The sequence below is a fragment of the Neotabrizicola paludis genome (genome assembly GCF_044142105.1).
Lineage (GTDB): Bacteria > Pseudomonadota > Alphaproteobacteria > Rhodobacterales > Rhodobacteraceae > Pseudogemmobacter.
The window spans coordinates 358,939-376,760 of record NZ_JBGTYM010000002.1; the positions used below are offsets into that span (position 1 = coordinate 358,939).

18 protein-coding genes are annotated in these 17,822 nt (G+C 66.4%); 13 read left to right on the forward strand and 5 right to left on the reverse strand.

Annotated features, from left to right (window positions below):
- The first annotated feature begins 158 nt into the window (after nucleotides 1-158).
- Both ACED67_RS06835 and ACED67_RS06840 read left to right on the forward strand, forming a co-directional pair.
- The gene (locus ACED67_RS06835; RefSeq protein WP_395540828.1) at nucleotides 159-338 is read left to right on the forward strand and encodes a hypothetical protein; all 180 of its coding nucleotides are present in this window, start codon (nucleotides 159-161) and stop codon (nucleotides 336-338) included.
- Between the two features lie 161 nt (nucleotides 339-499).
- Complete coding sequence (locus ACED67_RS06840) at nucleotides 500-1,135, forward strand: TetR/AcrR family transcriptional regulator (RefSeq protein WP_395540829.1); 636 nt, start codon at nucleotides 500-502, stop codon at nucleotides 1,133-1,135.
- Nucleotides 1,136-1,163: 28 nt separating this feature from the next.
- Here the strand turns inward: ACED67_RS06840 and ACED67_RS06845 are convergent, their stop codons facing one another.
- Together ACED67_RS06845 and accD are read right to left on the reverse strand one after the other, a co-directional pair.
- Nucleotides 1,164-2,399, reverse strand: coding sequence for a bifunctional folylpolyglutamate synthase/dihydrofolate synthase (locus ACED67_RS06845; protein ID WP_395541143.1), 1,236 nt, complete (start codon nucleotides 2,397-2,399; stop codon nucleotides 1,164-1,166).
- A gap of 50 nt (nucleotides 2,400-2,449) precedes the next feature.
- A complete protein-coding gene (gene accD / locus ACED67_RS06850; RefSeq protein ID WP_395540830.1) occupies nucleotides 2,450-3,370 on the reverse strand; it encodes an acetyl-CoA carboxylase, carboxyltransferase subunit beta in 921 nt (306 codons plus the stop codon).
- A 394-nt stretch (nucleotides 3,371-3,764) separates the two neighbouring features.
- Between accD and ACED67_RS06855 the strand changes: the two genes are divergently transcribed.
- Both ACED67_RS06855 and ACED67_RS06860 read left to right on the forward strand, forming a co-directional pair.
- Complete coding sequence (locus tag ACED67_RS06855) at nucleotides 3,765-4,370, forward strand: LysE family translocator (RefSeq protein ID WP_395540831.1); 606 nt, start codon at nucleotides 3,765-3,767, stop codon at nucleotides 4,368-4,370.
- 27 nt (nucleotides 4,371-4,397) lie between these two features.
- A complete protein-coding gene (locus ACED67_RS06860; RefSeq protein WP_395540832.1) occupies nucleotides 4,398-5,153 on the forward strand; it encodes a TSUP family transporter in 756 nt (251 codons plus the stop codon).
- Between the two features lie 6 nt (nucleotides 5,154-5,159).
- On the opposite strand, the gene ACED67_RS06865 is transcribed toward ACED67_RS06860, so the two are convergent.
- Both ACED67_RS06865 and ACED67_RS06870 read right to left on the reverse strand, forming a co-directional pair.
- Complete coding sequence (locus ACED67_RS06865; RefSeq protein ID WP_395540833.1) at nucleotides 5,160-5,984, reverse strand: class I SAM-dependent methyltransferase; 825 nt, start codon at nucleotides 5,982-5,984, stop codon at nucleotides 5,160-5,162.
- Nucleotides 5,985-6,055: 71 nt separating this feature from the next.
- Nucleotides 6,056-6,904 carry a universal stress protein gene (locus ACED67_RS06870; RefSeq protein ID WP_395540834.1) on the reverse strand — a complete coding sequence of 283 codons (849 nt, stop codon included), beginning with the start codon at nucleotides 6,902-6,904 and terminating at the stop codon, nucleotides 6,056-6,058.
- Between the two features lie 221 nt (nucleotides 6,905-7,125).
- Here ACED67_RS06870 and ccoN point away from each other — a divergent pair, with 221 nt between their 5' ends.
- The 9 genes from ccoN to ACED67_RS06915 all read left to right on the forward strand — a co-directional run bounded on the left by ccoN (nucleotide 7,126) and on the right by ACED67_RS06915 (nucleotide 15,740).
- The gene (gene ccoN, locus ACED67_RS06875) at nucleotides 7,126-8,730 is read left to right on the forward strand and encodes a cytochrome-c oxidase, cbb3-type subunit I (RefSeq protein WP_395540835.1); all 1,605 of its coding nucleotides are present in this window, start codon (nucleotides 7,126-7,128) and stop codon (nucleotides 8,728-8,730) included.
- 15 nt (nucleotides 8,731-8,745) lie between these two features.
- Nucleotides 8,746-9,489 carry a cytochrome-c oxidase, cbb3-type subunit II gene (gene ccoO / locus ACED67_RS06880; protein ID WP_395540836.1) on the forward strand — a complete coding sequence of 248 codons (744 nt, stop codon included), beginning with the start codon at nucleotides 8,746-8,748 and terminating at the stop codon, nucleotides 9,487-9,489.
- Nucleotides 9,490-9,504: 15 nt separating this feature from the next.
- Nucleotides 9,505-9,711 carry a cbb3-type cytochrome c oxidase subunit 3 gene (locus ACED67_RS06885; protein WP_395540837.1) on the forward strand — a complete coding sequence of 69 codons (207 nt, stop codon included), beginning with the start codon at nucleotides 9,505-9,507 and terminating at the stop codon, nucleotides 9,709-9,711.
- A 1-nt stretch (nucleotide 9,712) separates the two neighbouring features.
- Nucleotides 9,713-10,594 carry a cytochrome-c oxidase, cbb3-type subunit III gene (gene ccoP, locus ACED67_RS06890; protein WP_395540838.1) on the forward strand — a complete coding sequence of 294 codons (882 nt, stop codon included), beginning with the start codon at nucleotides 9,713-9,715 and terminating at the stop codon, nucleotides 10,592-10,594.
- 300 nt (nucleotides 10,595-10,894) lie between these two features.
- Entirely contained in the window at nucleotides 10,895-12,343 is a 1,449-nt protein-coding gene (gene ccoG, locus ACED67_RS06895; protein WP_395540839.1) for a cytochrome c oxidase accessory protein CcoG, read from the forward strand.
- A gap of 3 nt (nucleotides 12,344-12,346) precedes the next feature.
- Entirely contained in the window at nucleotides 12,347-12,799 is a 453-nt protein-coding gene (locus tag ACED67_RS06900) for a FixH family protein (RefSeq protein WP_395540840.1), read from the forward strand.
- Between the two features lie 4 nt (nucleotides 12,800-12,803).
- The gene (locus ACED67_RS06905) at nucleotides 12,804-15,023 is read left to right on the forward strand and encodes a heavy metal translocating P-type ATPase (RefSeq protein WP_395540841.1); all 2,220 of its coding nucleotides are present in this window, start codon (nucleotides 12,804-12,806) and stop codon (nucleotides 15,021-15,023) included.
- Complete coding sequence (gene ccoS, locus ACED67_RS06910; RefSeq protein ID WP_395540842.1) at nucleotides 15,023-15,181, forward strand: cbb3-type cytochrome oxidase assembly protein CcoS; 159 nt, start codon at nucleotides 15,023-15,025, stop codon at nucleotides 15,179-15,181. The genes ACED67_RS06905 and ccoS overlap by 1 nt, the downstream gene beginning before the upstream one ends.
- A 97-nt stretch (nucleotides 15,182-15,278) precedes the next feature.
- Entirely contained in the window at nucleotides 15,279-15,740 is a 462-nt protein-coding gene (locus ACED67_RS06915; protein ID WP_395540843.1) for a hypothetical protein, read from the forward strand.
- Between the two features lie 3 nt (nucleotides 15,741-15,743).
- Here the strand turns inward: ACED67_RS06915 and ACED67_RS06920 are convergent, their stop codons facing one another.
- A complete protein-coding gene (locus tag ACED67_RS06920; RefSeq protein ID WP_508436217.1) occupies nucleotides 15,744-17,561 on the reverse strand; it encodes a D-alanyl-D-alanine carboxypeptidase family protein in 1,818 nt (605 codons plus the stop codon).
- Nucleotides 17,562-17,822: the final 261 nt, after the last annotated feature.

The window sequence follows — 17,822 nt, forward strand, 5'->3', positions numbered from 1 at the left end:
CACCACAATTTGGAATGGTTCTAAACTAGCGGAGGGGCGCGCCGAAAGGCAAGCCGTGAAAAGTGAACTGATCAGTTCAAATTACTCTGTACAAACTGAACTGTTCGGTTCATATTCCGAGTCATCGAACACCCGCCCTCTTCCGATGGAGATGCAAGATGGCCCTGAAATCGCTTGTCCCCGCCACCGTGATCGCCCTTTCGCTGGCCCTGCCCGCCGCGGCGCAAACGATGGAGATCCTGCTGCCTTCGCTGAGCTTTCCGACCGAGACGGTCACCGGCGGCAGCAAGGGCTGCGCGCCCGAAGCCCCGACGCCGGTCTGCATGCGGCAGGATTAATCCCCTGCGATGCCCTGGCTGATGCCCCGGGGGCGCGTCGTCCCTGGGACCCCCTCAGAGCAGATCCACCAAGATGAAGCCGCCAGGGCGGGAACCGAATGACGCTTCGCGCGCTTGAACCCGGAAAGCGGCTGCGGCTATGGTCGGGCCACGAGGGGATGATGAGAGCAACCGAAGAGATCGAGAGTCGAGACATCGAGATTCGCCGGGGCCGCAAGTTCGATCAGGTGATCGAAGGGGCGCGGCGCATCTTCCTGCGCGACGGGTTCGATGGCGCCTCGGTCGATGAGATCGCCCGCGAGGCCGGGGTCAGCAAGGCGACGCTTTACGCCTATTTCCCCGACAAGCGGCTGTTGTTCACCGAGATCTGCAATTCGGAATGCCGCCGCCAGACCGAAGAGGCCGAGGCGGAGCTGGATTACACCGCGCCGATCGAGGTGATCCTGACCTTTGCCGCCTCGCGGATCGCGGGATTCCTGATGTCGGATTTCGGGCGCAACATGTTCCGCCTGATCGTGGCGGAAGGGGCGCGCTTTCCCGAGATCGCCCGGACCTTCTATGAGAACGGGCCGGGGCTGATCCATGAGCGGCTGGTGCATCACATGCGCCAATTGGCGGCCAAGGGGCAGCTTCGCATCGAGGATTTCGACCTGGCCGCCGACCAGTTCGCCCAATTGTGCAAGGCGCATATCCACGAAAAGCTGATCTTCGGCATGGCCGATGCGATCAAGCCCGAGGATGTGCAGAAATCGGTCAAGGGCGCGGTGGAGATGTTCCTGGCGCGCTATGCCGCCTGACCGCCCGCGCCCCCCTTTTTCCGTCGCCTCAGCCGTTTTCCTTGAGCACCTGACCGGCCAGGTAGAGCGAGCCGCAGATCAGGACGCGGGCCTGCGGGGTCCGGGCGGCGATGGCGGCAAGGGCCGCGGCAACCGAGGCGGCCGCTTCGGCCGGAATGCCTTCGGCCGCGGCGGCATCGCGGGTCGCTTCGGCGGGCAGGGTGTTCATCTCGCCGGGGATCGAGACCGCCCAGAGCTTAGCGGCATGGCCCGCCAGCGGGCGCATATAGCCGCGCACATCCTTGGTGTTCAGCATGCCGCAGATCAGATGCGTCTCGCGGGCGGGCAGACGGGCCAGCGTCGCGGCAACGGCCTGGCCGCCCGCCGGATTGTGGCCGCCATCGAGCCAAAGTTCGATCTCCGGCGCGCTTTCGACCAGAGGCCCCGTGCGCAGGCGCTGCATCCTTGCAGGCCATTCGGCCCTGGAGACGGCGGCCTCACACGCGGCGGCGTCGCGGCCCAGAAGCCGCAGCGCGGCCACGGCGGCGCCCGCATTCTGGATTTGGTGCGGGCCGGGCAGGTTGGGCAAGGGCAGGTCGAGAAGGCCCGTCTCGTCCTGATAGATCAGGCGGCCGTTTTCTTCGAACGCATGCCAGTGCTGGCCATGGATGAACAGGGGAGCGCCAAGACGGGCGGCGCGGGTCTCGATCACGGCGAGACCCTCTTCCTCCTGCGGTCCGACCACGCAGGGCACGCCGCGTTTGATGATGCCGGCCTTTTCGCCCGCGATCTCGGCCAGGGTTTCGCCCAGATATTGCTGATGGTCGATCGAGACCGGGGTGATGATGGTCAGGCGCGGCTGGTCGACGACATTGGTGGCATCAAGCCTGCCGCCCAGGCCGACCTCGAGGAGCGTCCAGTCGGCGGCATTGCGTGCGAAGGCCAGGAAGGCCGCGCAGGTGGTGATCTCGAAGAAGGTGATCGGATGGCCGCCATTCGCGGCCTCGCAATCGTCCAAAAGCGCCATCAGGGCCGGTTCGGAGATCAGATGGCCCGCGACGCGGATGCGTTCATGGAAGCGGGCCAGATGGGGCGAGGTATAGGCATGGACACGGTCGCCCGCCTGTTCCAGCCCGGCGCGGATCATGGCCTGGGTGCTGCCCTTGCCATTGGTGCCCGCGACATGGATCACCGGCGGCAGGCTGAGTTCGGGATGGCCAAGCGCGGCGAGCAGGCGGTGGACGCGGTCAAGCGTCAGGTCGATGATCTTGGGGTGCAACCCCATGAGCCGCGCGAGGATCGCGTCGGAACCGGAAGCGGCAACTTGGGTCGGGGTCACGCCTTGGTCTCCTCCAGCGGCGCGACGGGCGCTTCTGCCGGGGCGGCCAGCTCTCCCTTGATCGCGGGGGGCAGCGCCAGCAGCATCCGCAAGAGCGTGACCAGTTCCTCGCGCAGCGCCTTGCGATGAATGACCCGGTCGAGCATCCCGTGATCCAAGAGATATTCGGCGCGCTGGAAGCCTTCGGGCAGTTTCTCGCGGATGGTCTGTTCGATCACCCGCGCGCCCGCAAAGCCGATCTGGGCGTTGGGTTCGGAAATCTGGATGTCGCCCAGCATGGCGTAGGAGGCGGTGACGCCGCCGGTGGTCGGATGCGTGAGGACGACGATATAGGGAAGGCCCGCCTCTTTCAGCATCTGCACCGCGACCGTGGTGCGCGGCATCTGCATGAGCGAGAGCATTCCTTCCTGCATCCGGGCGCCGCCCGAGGCGGAGAAGAGGACGAGGGGCTTCTTGCGCTCGACCGCGCTGGTCGCGGCGGCGACGATGGCGTTGCCGACATACATGCCCATGGAACCGGCCATGAAGCTGAAATCCTGCGCGGCGGCGACGATCGGGGTGCGGCCGATTTCGCCCTCGGCCACCAGCATCGCGTCTTTTTCGCCGCTGGCCTTCTGCGCTGCCTTCAGCCGCTCGGTATATTTCTTCTGGTCGCGGAAATGCAGCGGGTCGGTGGTGGGATCGGGGACCTTGACCTCGGTGAAGATGCCGCCGTCAAACAGCGCGGCAAAGCGATCGCGCGGGCTGATCGTCATGTGGTGATCGCAATTCGAGCAGACGTTGAGATTCGCCGCCAGTTCGCGATGGAACAGCATCGTCCCGCATTCGGGGCATTTCGTCCAAAGGTTCTCGGGAACCTCGCGCCGCGAGAAGAGCGAGTTGATCTTCGGGCGGACGTAATTGGTGATCCAGTTCATGGATGGTGCCTTCCCGGCCTTTTCTGTCGGACCCCGAGATAAGCGGAGCCTGCAGGAAAAGCAATTCCCGGCGGGCCGATCGGCGGGCGGGGGCAGGCGTCGGCCGAGGCAGGACGGGCCGGCGATGCCCTGTCGTGGCCAGAGGCGGCGGCGGTGCGATCCGGCTTCGTTGCGCATCGCGCCGCCAGTGCACGCCTTGTCCCCGGCCCAGACGCCGCGCGACAGGCGAAGCGCGGAACGGCCGTGTTGACGACCGGCCCGGGGCAGAAGGCGCGGGTCTGATCCGCATGCGGCGCATTTCAGGTGACAGAGCGGTTGGCGCGTGATCTTCTGGGCCGCCGCGCGGGCCCCGGCATCCTGCCGCCCGCCATCTTGGCCAACAGGAGCGCCCGCCGTGAGCCTCGACTATCTTCTAACTGCCTTCATCGTCTGCCTCTCGCCCGGGATCGGCGTGGTCTACACATTGTCCGCAACCCTGGGCGGCGGCTTCCGCGCCGGGCTCTGGGCCTCGGTCGGCTGCACGCTGGCGACGGTGCTGCACATGATCGTCGCCATGGCCGGGCTGGCGGCGGTGCTGCATACCAGCGCCATCCTGTTCCAGACCATAAAATTCGCGGGCGTCGCCTATCTTCTCTGGATGGCCTGGGGCGTCTTGCAGGATCGCGGCGGCCTGTCCATCGCGCCGCGCGCGCCCGAGCCCGCCGCGCGCCTTGTCCGGCGCGGCATCCTTCTCAACATCCTCAACCCCAAGCTGCCGCTGTTCTTCATCGCCTTCCTGCCGCAGTTCATGCCCGCGGGCAGCGGCACGGCGCATCTCGTGCAGCTTGGCGTCGTCTTCAACGCCATGACCTTCGGGGTTTTTCTGGGTTATGCCGCGCTTGCCGCAACCAGCCGGCAGCGGCTTCTGGCCAGCGCCGCCGCGATGCGCTGGCTGCGCCGCGCCTTCGCCGCGTCTTTCGCGGCGCTTGGCCTGAAACTCGCGGCCGAGACGGCGCGCTAGAGACGCGCCCCATCGCTCCGCGCCAGAATGTTCGCCGCCCTTCCCGATCCGCCTGCGCTTGCGCTTCTGATGATCACGGCCTTCCTGGCGGGTCTGGCCCGCGGCTTTTCCGGCTTTGGCGCGGCGCTGATCTTCATCCCGATCGCCAGCGCCCTGACCGGCCCGCAAGTCGCCGCGCCCCTTCTGCTGGTCGTCGACAGCGCGATGACCCTTGGCCTGATCCCGCCCGCCTTTCGGCGCGCTGAGCGGCGCGACGTTCTTGTCATGGCGTTCGGGGCCTTTCTGGGCGTGCCGCTGGGGGTCTTGCTTCTGACCACGCTCGAGCCGGTGATCCTGCGCTGGGGGCTGGTGATCGGCTCCTTCTCGCTTCTCGTCCTTCTCTTGTCGGGCTGGCGCTATCACGGCAGGCCGAAGACGCCGCTGACCGTGCTTGTCGGCGCGATCTCGGGCCTGTTCAGCGGCGCGGCCCAGATGGGCGGGCCGCCGGTCGTGGCCTATTGGCTGGGCGGCGCGATCCCGCGCCAGACCGTGCGGGCCAATATCGTGCTGTTCTTCGCCGTCTCGACCGTGATGTCGGCCATCGGCTATCTGATGAAGGGTCTCTTCACCCCCGGGCTTCTGGTCCTCGCGCTGGCCACGGCCGCGCCCTATGGTTTCGGCGTCTGGCTGGGCAGCCGCATGTTCGGGCTTGCCAGCGAACAGACCTTCCGCCGCCTGTGCTTTGCCATGATCGCCGTCGCGGCCATCCTGGGGATGCCCGCGCTGGACGGCCTGCTGCGCTGAGCCGCGTCAGACCGGCCGGAAGCACAGGATTTCGATCGGCCTTGTTCGTCCCTCTTCGATATTCCACGCCGCATTCCTGGTCTTGGCGGGGGCGTCCGGCCCGAGAAGGATATGCACGCCCAAACGCGGCAAGTCGCCCTTCGCCGCCAGTTCCATCATCCGGCGATAGCCTTCGAGGTATTTCGGCCCGGTCTCGCTGAGGCGAATGCGTTCGAACCCCGCCGCCTTCAGCCGCGTCACCGTGTCTTCCGGGGTCATCAGATGCTCATGGCTGCCATCGTCGCTCCACGGCACCGGATGATGCACCGGCCCGCCCTGGCCCAGACCATGCTCGGTCAGCGCGAAGAAGGCGCCGGGGCGCAGGACGCGGAAGGCCTCGGCGAAAAAGCGGTCGCGGTCGGCGATGTTCATCGTGACATGCTGGGAATAGCCGCCATCGAAGCTCTGGTCGGGATAGGGCAGGTGCTGTCCGTCGCCCAGCACGATCTTCACCCGGTCCTGCATCCCGGTCAGCGCCGACAGGTGGTTGCCCGCCGTCACGAAGGGCGGGGTGATGTCGATCCCCTCGACCCGGCAATCAAAGCGCTGTGCCAGATAGCGTGCCGGCCCGCCGATGCCGCAGCCGATATCGACCAGCCGGTCGCCGGGCTTCACCGGCAGGTTGTCGGCCAATTCCTGCGTCGACTTGAAGCCTCGCGCGTGAAAATGGTCCACCGGCACCAGCGCCTCGACCGTCGTGCTGTCGGTCGGCAGGCCCGAGGCACGCATCGCCTCGAGCACGCGGCCAAGCACATCGCCGGTGCCCCATTGGTCGGAAACAGCATCGCCCATGCGCTTGCCCCCCATTGACACCAGCCCAGTCTAGCACAGGCCTGCCACGTGGAAACAGGGTCGCGGAGGCTTCAATGCGCCATGAAGACCGGCAATTCGGCGGCTTCCAGCATATTGCGCGTCGCCCCGCCAAGGATCGCCTCGCGGAAACGCGAATGGCCATAGGCGCCCATGACCAGAAGATCGGCGTTGCTGTCCAGGCATTGCCGCACCAGCACGTCGGAGACCCGGGGCAGGGTGCGGGCCAGAACCGCGACCTCGGCCTTGACGCCATGGCGCACCAGGAACTGGCACAGAAGCCCGCCCGGATCCGAGCGTTCGGGTCCATGGGCCGCCGGGTCGATCACGGTGATCGTCACCCGTTCGGCGGCTGTCAGGAAGGGCAGCGCCTGCTTTGCGGCGACCAGCGCCTCGCGGCTTTGATTCCAGGCCAGGACGATGTGGCGGAAGCGCCCGGTCAGCGCCGCGCTGTTCTCGGGCACGACCAAGACCGGCGCCATGCCCTCGAACATCGCGGCTTCAAGGATCGCCTCATCCTCGGGGCCGACCCCCTTGCCATAGGGTTTGGCCAGCACCACGAGATCGGCGTAGCGGGCACGCATCGCCACCAGTTCGCTCAGGGCGCCCAGCTGGGTGACGGCGCTTTCAAGCCCCCAGCGCAGTTCGGGCCCCTCGGCCACCAGCGCCGCCTTCAGCGCGGCTTCCGTGCGCCGCGCCTCTTCCTCGGCGCGGTCCAGCGCCATCTGCAACATCACCGCGCCCGAGCCGACATAGGAATAGCCGACCTGCGTGCGGTCCACCCCCACGGCCAGCGCATCGAGATGCGCATCGAAGCTGCGCGCCAGCCCCGCCGCGGCGGCAAGAGCGGGACCAATCCTGTTCGGCGAGGCTGCAAGCGTGAGAAGGGATTTATAGCGCATCTGTACCTCCTGCGGCATAGTCGGTTCACGAACCAAGCATAGTGAGCCAGCGAGTGCGATTCATTGACCAAGGTCAAAAGTGTCGCAATCCATTGTTGATGCAGATCAAGGTATGGTGACCGCGACGGCCGTTAGACGAGCATTGTCGAACACTCTGCACCCGAAGAACGAGTCGCGCTCGCTCTTCGGGCACGGGCATAAGAGACGAAGGGACACAAATAATGTGGGACTATGCGAAACTGATCGCGCTGGGCCTGGTGGCGGTCCTGGCCGCTATCGCGGCCAATTACGCGCGCGATCTGGCCTTCATGGTCAACGCGATCGAGGTGATGCTGGTGGCAGCCATCGTCTTTGTCATCGTGTTGCGCGGCGTGGGGACGCCGAAGCTGGCCAATGAGAACGAGTATATGGACGGGATCATCCGCTGGGGGGTGGGGTTGACCGCCTTCTGGGGGGTCGTCGGATTCCTGGTCGGCGTAGTGATCGCCAGCCAGCTCGCCTGGCCCTGGCTCAATTTCGAGGTCCTTCAGGGCATCGGCAATTTCGGTCGCCTGCGCCCGCTGCACACCAGTGCCGTGATCTTCGCCTTCGGCGGCACCGCGCTGATCACCACCGCCTTCTATGTCGTGCAGCGCACCTCCGCGGCGCGGCTGTTCGGCGGCGGTCTTGCCAATTTCGTCTTCTGGGGCTGGCAGCTGGTCATCCTGCTGGCCGCGACCAGCTATGTGCTCGGCGGCAGCCAGGGCAAGGAATATGCCGAACCGGCCTGGCATATCGACATTCTGATCACCGTGGTCTGGGTGGGCTTCCTGATCGTCTTCGCGGGCACGCTGATGAAGCGCAAGGAGCCCCATATCTACGTCGCGAACTGGTTCTACCTGTCGATGATCATCACCATCGCCATGCTGCACCTGATCAACAACATGGCAATCCCGGTCTCGATCCTGGGCAGCCAGTCGGTGCAGGTCACCTCGGGCGTGCAGGATGCGATGATCCAGTGGTGGTACGGCCATAACGCGGTGGGCTTCTTCCTGACCGCGGGCTTCCTGGGCATGATGTATTACTTCGTCCCGAAACAGGCCGAACGCCCGGTCTTCAGCTACAAGCTGTCGATCATCCACTTCTGGGCGCTGATCTTCCTGTATATCTGGGCCGGTCCGCACCACCTGCATTACACCGCCCTGCCGAACTGGGCCTCGACCCTGGGCATGGTCTTCTCGGTCATCCTGTGGATGCCGTCCTGGGGTGGCATGATCAACGGGCTGATGACGCTGTCGGGCGCCTGGGACAAGCTGCGCACCGATCCGATCATCCGCATGATGGTCGTCGCCATCGGCTTCTACGGCATGTCGACCTTCGAAGGCCCGATGATGTCGATCAAGGAAGTGAACTCTCTGTCGCACTATACCGACTGGACCATCGGTCACGTCCATTCTGGCGCCCTGGGCTGGAACGGCATGATCACCTTCGGCGCGCTGTACTTCCTGACCCCGCGCCTGTGGAACCGCGAGGGCCTGTATTCGCTCAAGCTTGTCAGCTGGCACTTCTGGCTCGCCACCATCGGCATCGTCCTCTACGCCTCGTCCATGTGGGTGACCGGCATCATGGAAGGCCTGATGTGGCGTGAAGTCGATGCGAACGGTTTCCTCGTGAACGCCTTCGCCGACACGGTGGCCGCGAAACACCCGATGAACGTCGTCCGCTCGCTTGGGGGGCTCATGTTCCTCACCGGTGCGCTGATCATGTCCTACAACCTCTGGATGACGGTGAAGGCCCAGCCCGCGAAAGCGCCGCTGAACGCCAACAACGCCGTTCCGGCTGAATAAGGGGAGGGGGGACAAATGGCTCTTCTCGACAAGCACAAGGCTATCGAAACCCATGCGACGCTTCTGATGGTGCTGGCCTTCCTGGTCGTCACCATCGGGGGGATCGTGCAGATCGTGCCGCTTTTCTACCTCGACAACGTGATCGAGGATGTGAAGGGCGTGCGCCCCTACACGCCCTTGGAACTGGCAGGCCGCGACATCTATATCCGCGAAGGCTGCTATGTCTGCCACAGCCAGATGATCCGCCCGATGCGGGACGAGGTTACGCGTTACGGCCATTACTCGCTGGCGGCGGAGTCGAAATACGACCATCCCTTCCAGTGGGGGTCCAAGCGCACCGGGCCCGACCTGGCCCGCGTCGGCGGCCGCTACTCGGATGAATGGCACCAGGACCACTTCGCCGATGCCAAGTCGGTGGTGCCGGAATCGGTGATGCCGCCCTATGGGTTCCTGTTCAACAAGGTGATCGACGGGCAGTACATCCAGGACGTGGTCAAGACCAATGCCATGGTCGGCGTGCCCTATACGCAGGACATGATCGACAACGCCCAGGCCGACTTCCAGGCCCAGGCGGACCCCAATGCCGACAGTGCCGGTCTTGAGGGGCGCTACGGCAAGGATGCCTTCGGCAATGCGGTGAACGTGCGCAACTTCGACGGCCAGCCGCAACTGACCGAGGCCGACGCGCTGATCGCCTATATCCAGGTGCTGGGCACGATGGTCGATTTCTCGACCTTCACCCCCGATCCGAACCGCTGACGCCGGAGGAGTGTGATGGAATTCTACACCTTCCTGCGCCACATGGCCGATAGCTGGGGCCTTCTGGCCATGGCCTTGGTCTTCCTGGGCGTCTGCTTCTATGTCTTCCGGCCCGGCAGCCGGAAGATGCAGGACGATGCCGCCAATTCGATCTTCCGCGATGACGATCGGCGCCCCGCGCCGCGCGCGGAAGCCGTGACCTCAAACCGGACGGAGGCGTGAGATGTGCGCCAAGAAAGTGACGAAACCCGCCCCCGGCGATGTGCCGACCACCGGCCATAGCTGGGACGGGATCGAGGAATACGACAACCCGATGCCGCGCTGGTGGGTCTGGGTCTTCTACGCCACCATCGTCTGGGGCATCGGCTATACCATCGCCTATCCGGCCTGGCCTTTGATCAACAGCACCACCCGCGGCCTGATCGGCGACGACCCGCGCGCCGCCGTGGTGGCCGAGATCGGCGACTGGGATGCCAAAAACGGCCCGGTGAAGGAAAAGCTGATCGCCGCCGACCTGAACGGCATCAAGGATGACCCGGCGCTGGCCTCCTATGCCGAAAACGCCGGCGCCGCCGTCTTCCGCACCAATTGCGCCCAATGCCACGGCGCGGGCGGGGCGGGGGTGCAGTCGCTTGGCTATGCGAACCTGCTGGATGACGACTGGCTCTGGGGCGGCACGATGGAGGACATCCACCTGACCGTCACCCATGGCATCCGCAACACCACCGATCCCGATGCCCGCTATTCGGAAATGCCGAAATGGGGCGTGGACGAGATGCTGGACAAGGACCAGATCAGCCAGGTCGTCGAGTATGTGCTGCAGCTTTCCGGCCAGGATCACGACGCCACGCTTGCCACCGCCGGCGCGACCGTCTTTGCCGACAACTGCGCCTCCTGCCATGGCGAGACGGGCCAGGGCGACCGCGCGCAGGGCGCCCCGAACCTTGCCGATGCGGTTTGGCTCTATGGCGGCACGCGCGAGGCGATCCATGACTCGGTCTTCTACGCCCGCTTCGGCGTGATGCCGAACTGGAACAAGCGTCTCTCGGAAGACGAGATCCGCGCCGTCTCCTATTACGTCCACTCACTGGGCGGCGGCGAATGATCGCCTGACCTTTCTCCCCGGGCGCCGCTGTCGCCCGGGGGAACTGGCACCGGCCCGCCCGTCCCTGTTCGTGCGTTTCTATGGGCGCGGTCGGTGCCTCCTGTTTCTCGGGCCGGGTCAAAACCCGGCTTTTGGCCATGTCCGGCCCCTGTCTGCGCCCCTGCGGCATTTGCGCCCTGCGACATGGGCGCGGCTTCGAAATCCGCATCGGCGATGGGAATATTGATGCAGGTCAAGGCTGCCAGGGCCGCGACCCCGCCATATGCTGGCAGAACATATTCACGATTCCGAGGACGTTCCGTGACCACGCCCGACACGAACCCGCCCAGCCTTTACGCCGCCCGCGAGCCGATCTTTCCGCGCCGGGTGAAGGGCAGCTTCCGCACGCTCAAATGGTGGCTGATGGCGGTCATGCTGGGCATCTATTACCTGACGCCCTGGTTCCGCTGGGACCGTGGTCCGAACCTGCCCGACCAGGCCGTGCTTCTGGACCTGGGCAACCGCCGCTTCTTCTTCTTTATGATCGAGATCTGGCCGCATGAATTCTACTTCGTCGCGGGCCTTCTGATCATGGCCGGGCTTGGCCTCTTTCTCTTCACGTCGGCCGCGGGCCGGGTCTGGTGCGGCTATGCCTGCCCGCAGACCGTCTGGACCGACCTCTTCATCCTTGTGGAACGCTGGATCGAGGGCGACCGCAACGCCCGCATCCGCCTGCACCGCCAGGGCTGGGATGCCGAAAAGATCCGCAAGCGCGCGGTCAAATGGACCGCCTGGTTCCTGATCGGCCTCGCCACCGGCGGCGCCTGGGTCTTCTACTTCACCGATGCCCCCACGCTCGCGCGCGATCTGGTGACCGGCCAGGCCCATCCCGTCGCCTATATCACGATGCTGATCCTGACGCTGACCACCTTTGCCTTTGGCGGCTTCGCGCGCGAACAGATCTGCATCTATGCCTGCCCCTGGCCGCGTATCCAGGCCGCGATGATGGACGAGGACACGATCACCATCGGCTATCGCGACTGGCGTGGAGAGCCGCGCGGCAAGCAGGGCGGCCACACCGCCGAGGGCGTGCCGACGGGCGATTGCATCGACTGCAAGGCCTGCGTGAACGTCTGCCCGATGGGCATCGACATCCGCAACGGCCAGCAGCTCGCCTGCATCACCTGCGGTCTTTGCATCGACGCCTGCAATGACGTGATGGACAAGATCGGCAAGCCGCGCGACCTGATCGGCTACCTGGCCCTGACCGACGAGGTGCGCGAACGCGCGGGCCAGCCGCCGAAATCGGTGTGGAAACACGTCTTCCGCCCGCGCACCGTGCTCTACACCGTGCTCTGGGCCGGGGTCGGCGTCAGTCTGATCGTGGCGCTGTTCCTGCGCACCGAAATCGACGTCAACGTGACCCCGGTGCGCAACCCCACCTTTGTCACCCTGTCGGATGGCTCGATCCGCAACACCTATGACCTGCGGCTGCGCAACAAGCATGGTGAGGACCGCTGGTTCGATATCTCGGTCGCCTCTTCGGCGCCGCTTGCACTTACGCTTGAAGGGCGCGACGATCTGCGCATCCTGGTGCCCGCCAATGAAACCTTCGAGGCGCGCGCCTATGTCACCGCCGCCAAGGATACCGTCGCCGCCAGCACCGACCGCACCGAATTGCGGTTCTGGATCGCCGATGAGGGAACGGCCGACCAGCCGGGCACCGACCGCGTCTCGCACGAGACGATCTTCAACGGGAAAGGCAACTGAACCATGTCCGAGATCACCGGCCGCCATGTTCTGGCCATCACCGTCGGCGCCTTCGGCATCATCATCGCGGTCAATGTCCTGATGGCGTGGAAGGCCGTCAGCACCTTTCCGGGGCTGGAGACCGACAATTCCTACGTCGCCAGCCAGGAGTTCGATGCCCGCCGCGCCGCGCAGGAGGCGCTGGGCTGGACGCTGGACGTCAGCCATGACCGCGGCCGCGTCCGCGTGGCCTTCACCGACCAGCAGGGCCACCCCGTCCAGGTGGCCGATCTCTCGGTCCTGATCGGACGCACCACCGAGGCCAAGGATGACGTGACCCCGCCCTTCACCCTCCTGGGCGATGCCTATGAGGCCGAAGTGCCGCTGGCCAAGGGCTATTGGATGGTCAAGGTCACGGCCCATGCCAGGGATGGCACGCTGTTCGAACGGCGCGTCGACATTGCGGTGAAGGGCTGACGCCATGGCCTATGCCGACCCCGATCTTGGCGGCAGCGACCCGGTCTCGGGCGGGCTGTCCGCCTGCCCGGCCTGCGTCGCAGCGCCTTCGGCGGAACGCATCGCCGCCATGGCCGCGCCGGCAGATGCCCGCATCATGCTGTCGCTGCCCGCCGCCCATTGCGCCGCCTGCATCTCGACGCTCGAGGCCGCCGCGCTCGCCGCGCCCGGGGTGCGCTCGGCCCGGCTGAACCTCACCCTCAAGCGCCTGTCGATCGACGCCGCGCCAGACGTCACCCCCGCCCAGATGATCGGCATCTGCAAGGCGGCGGGCTATGAGGCGCATGAGCTGGACCCCGGTCTTCTGTCCACCACCGAAACCGACCGCCAGTCGCGCGACCTGCTGATGCGGCTGGGCGTGGCCTTCTTCGCCATGATGAATGTCATGCTCCTGTCGGTCGCGGTCTGGTCGGGCGCCGAGGGCGTGACCCGCGACATGTTCCACTGGATCTCTGCCGCCATCGCCCTGCCGACCGTGGTGTTCTCGGGCCAGCCCTTCTTCAAATCCGCCTGGAATTCGCTGAAAGCGGGCCGCCTGGGCATGGATGTGCCGATCTCTCTCGCCCTCATCCTCGCTTCTTCGATCTCGCTGTTCGAGACCATTCATTCCGGCCATCACGCCTATTTCGATGCCGCGGTGATGCTGTCCTTCTTCCTGCTGCTGGGCCGCTATCTCGACCACCGCACCCGCGCCGTGGCGCGCTCTGCCGCGCAGGAACTGGCCGCGCTCGAAGTGCCCCGCGCCATCGTGGTGACGGATGGAACCGAGCAGGCAAAGCCGCTGGCCGAAGTGGCTCTGGGCGATCTTGTCCTTGTCCGCCCCGGCGGGCGGATGCCGGTCGATGGCATTGTCGTCACGGGCACGTCGGAACTGGATCGCAGCCTTCTGACCGGGGAAAGCCTGCCGGTCTGGGCGGGTGAGGGGACGAAGGTCTCGGCGGGCGAAGTCAATCTCACCGGCCCGCTGACCCTGCGCGTCACCGCCGCCGGGCGCGATTCGTCCTTGCACCGCATGGCCGATCTGGTCGCCGTCGCCGAAAGCGCCAAGACGCGCTACACCTCGCTCGCCGATCGCGCCGCCAAGGCCTATTCGCCGCTTGTGCACCTGCTGTCCTTCTCGGCCTTCGGCTTCTGGATGTGGCAGACCGGCGGCGATCTGCGCTATGCGATCAACATCTCGGCCGCCGTGCTGATCATCACCTGCCCCTGCGCCCTGGGTCTTGCCGTGCCCGCCGTGGTCACCTCGGCCTCGGGGCGGCTCTTCCGCAAGGGCCTTCTGATCAAGCAGGGCACCGCGCTGGAACGGCTGGCCAGGGTCGATACTGTCGTCTTCGACAAGACTGGCACCCTGACCATGGGCACGCCGGAAGTGACCAACCTGACCGACCACCCGCAGGTCGCGCAGGAAGTGGCCCTTGCCCTGGCGGGGGCCTCGTCCCACCCGCTGGCGATGGCTCTGGCCGAAGCCGCGCGCGCCAAGGGGCTGCGGCCGGCAAGGGTCGAGGAGGTCCGCGAACATCCGGGCTATGGCATCGAAGGTGTCTGGAAGGGCCGCAAGGTCCGTCTGGGCCGCGCCGAATGGTGCGGCGGCACGGCGCTGCCGGTCACAGCGACCTATCTCTGCACCGGCGAGGGCCAGTCCCCCCGCGCCTTCACCTTTGCCGACCGCCTGCGTCCCGGCGCCGAAACCGTCATGGCCGCGCTCAAGACGCAGGGCCAGCGCGTGATCCTGCTGTCGGGTGACAGCGACGGCGCCGTCGCGGCGCTGGCCGCCCGGCTGGGTATCGCCGAATGGTCGGCGGGCGTGCTGCCGGCCGAGAAATCCGCCCGCATCGCCGCGCTGAAAGGGCAGGGGGCGCAGGTCCTCATGGTGGGCGACGGGCTGAACGATACCGCCGCCCTGGCCGCCGCCGATGTCTCGATCTCGCCCGCCACCGCGCTGGACGCCGCCCGGGTTGCCTCGGATATCGTGCTTCTGGGCCAGGACATGGCCCCCATAGCCGATGCCCTGCGCATCTCGCGCCAGGCCAGCCGCCGCATGGTCGAGAATTTCGCCATCTCCGCCGCCTATAACGTCATCGCCGTGCCCTTGGCGCTGGTCGGCCTTGCCACGCCGCTTGCCGCCGCGCTGGCCATGTCGCTTTCCTCGATCACCGTCTCCCTGAACGCTTTGCGGCTGAAGTAATGGAAATCCTCGGCATCCTGATTCCCGTCTCGCTTGGCCTGGGCGGCCTTGGCCTTCTGGCCTTCATCTGGGCGATGAAAACGCGGCAATTCGAGGATCCCGACGGCGATGCCAACCGGATTCTGACCAAGGATTGGGACGACAAGCCGCGCCCCTGAGCGCCTGCGCGGTTTTCCTTTGGCGGCGCTTCCGAAGTCGGGCACCCTGCGCGCGCGGCGCACCCATCCGCGCCGTGCCCCTGCCCGGAGCCGCCCCATGGACCCGCAGACCCTGACCCTCGTGCATACCGGCCTCAGCTTCCTTGCCCTGGCTTTCGGCCTTGTCGCCATCGGGGCCTATTTCGCCCCGACCCCGCGTCTCTGGACGGTCGTCTTCATCCTCTGTCAGGCGCTGGTCCTTGGCACGGGCTTCCTCTTCCCGCTGCCCGCCGTCACCCCCGCCGTCGCCGTGGGCATTCTCGGCACGCTCGTGCTGATCGGCATGGCGGTGGCCCGCTATGGCTTTGCCCTTCAGGGCATCTGGGCCAGGCTCTTTGCGTTGGGCATCGTGCTCTCGACCTTCTTCCAGGCCTTCGTCACCATGGCCCAGGCCTTCACCAAACTGCCAGAGTTGCGCGCCCTCGCCCCCACGGGGTCCGAGCCGCCCTTCGCCCTGGCCGAAGCCGTGGTGCTGGGGATCTTCGCCATCACCGGCTGGCGGGTGTGGCGCCGGGCCTGACCCTTAGGCCGGCCCGATCGCCTCGCATTCCATGCCGCGCGCGCGCAGGCGGCGGCAGGCCAGCCCCGCCTGGTCTTCCGACAGGCCCAGGAAAGAGGCGCGGTACTTGCCGCCCTTCTCGGTGATCTTCTTCAAGCCCTCGTTCAGCGTGGCGCTTTCGGCAAGGGCGGTCTTCAACAGCGCCCGCTCGGCCTGCGACCGCGAGGTGAAGGCGCCGACATTGACGCCCCAGGCCCGACCACCGCTGGTGGATTTCGACACCACGACCAGCGCCTCGGCCTCTTCCGGGGTCGCCTCGGCCACGTCGACCGGTTCAAAGATCGGTGCGGCGCGGGCGGGTTCCGCCGGGGCCGGGATCGCCGCTTCCGGCACGACCACCGCCGCCGCTTCCTCGACATCGGTGATCAGCGGCAGCGGGGCCTCGCTGGTATCGGCCATGGCAAGGGCGGTTTCCGACGGGGCGGCCGGAGCCTCTGCCACAGGCGCGGCTTCGGCCAGAACCTCTTCGACGGGAGGCGCCGCCACAGCGTCCGGGGCTGCCGCCACCACTGTCTCTTCGGCAGGGGCCGTGCCTTCGGCCGGCAATTCGGGCCGGGCCTGCGGCCGCAACCCGGTCACGACGGTCTCGACCGCTTCCGCAACCGGCGTCTCGGCTGGCGCGGCACCTGCGGCCAGGGCCGCTGCCTGCGCCTCGAGCGAGCCTGAAGCCGGGGCAGGGGCCTCTACCGCCTCGGCCAGGGCGATTGCTTCGGGCGCCTCGTCCACCGCGGGCGATGCCTCCAGCGCCGCGACCTGCGCCTCCAGCGTGCCTTCCGGCGGCGGCGGGGCCGATGCCTCGGCCAGCGCATCCGCGACGCCCGAAGCGATCGCTTCGGCCAGCGCATCGGGCACAACCGCGTCTTCGGCGGTGGCCACCATCAGATCTTCCGCCGGGGCCGCGCCCGGTCGTGCCTTGGGTCGCAAGGACCGCGTCACCTGGCCCGAAACCCGGATCGTCTTGGCGGCGCCGCCCTGGGCATCCGGCTCGTCGATCGGCCCCGGTTCAGCCGAGGCGATCAGCGCATCGTCCGTCACCGCAGGCGCCTCGGGCTTGCGCTCGCGCACATTGGTCTTGGCCAGGGCAAAGCCCTTGTCCATCAGTTCGGCCATCTTGGCATTGCGCGCCGCGGTCGAGGTCGAGCCAAAGACCGTCGCGATCAGCCGCACATTGCCATGCTTGGCGGAGGCGGTCAGGTTGAAGCCCGCCGCGACCGTATAGCCGGTCTTGATCCCGTCCGCGCCCTCATAGCCATCCAAGAAACGCGAGTTGGTATTGGTCACCTTGGCCATGCCCGCATCGGCGGTCCGACGCGAGAAGATGTTGTAATACTGGGGGAAATCATAGAACAGGTGGCGGCCCATCAGGTTCATGTCGCGCGCGGTCGACAAATGGCCCTCGGCGGTCAGCCCATTCGGATTCTTGAAGGTCGTGTTGCGCATTCCCAGCGCCTTGGCGGTCTTGGTCATCCGCTTTGCAAAGGCCGCCTCGGACCCGCCGCCGATCAGTTCGCCGATCGCCATGGCCGCGTCATTCGCAGATTTCACCGCCGCCGCCCGGATCAGATAGCGCAGCGCGATCTTCTGCCCGGCCTTCAGCCCCAGCCGCGAGGGCGGCTCCTTGGCGGCATGGGCGGAAATCGTCACCATCGTGTCCAGCGACAGCCGACCGGCCTCGATCTCCTGGAACGCGATATAAAGCGTCATCATCTTGGTCAGCGAGGCCGGATGCAGGCGGGTATCGGCGTTCTTCTCGTACAGAACCTCGCCCGTCCGCGCATCCATCACGATCGCCGCGAAAGGGGCTGCCAGGGCCGGTTGCGTAACCGTGAAGGCCGCAAGCAGCACCCATGCCCAGAGGTTGCGAAAAAACCGCCCGATCAACGTGGTCACGTCGCCCGTCCCTTTGCCTGTGGTCGGGCCCCTTTGCGGAGCCTCGTTTCTGCCAGGGGAAAGGCTAGCACGGCTCTCGCGCGCGGAAAACTGTCACTTTCCAATGGCTTTGGGGGAAAACCGCCTGCTGTGGCCGCAAAGCAGCAGTTGTCA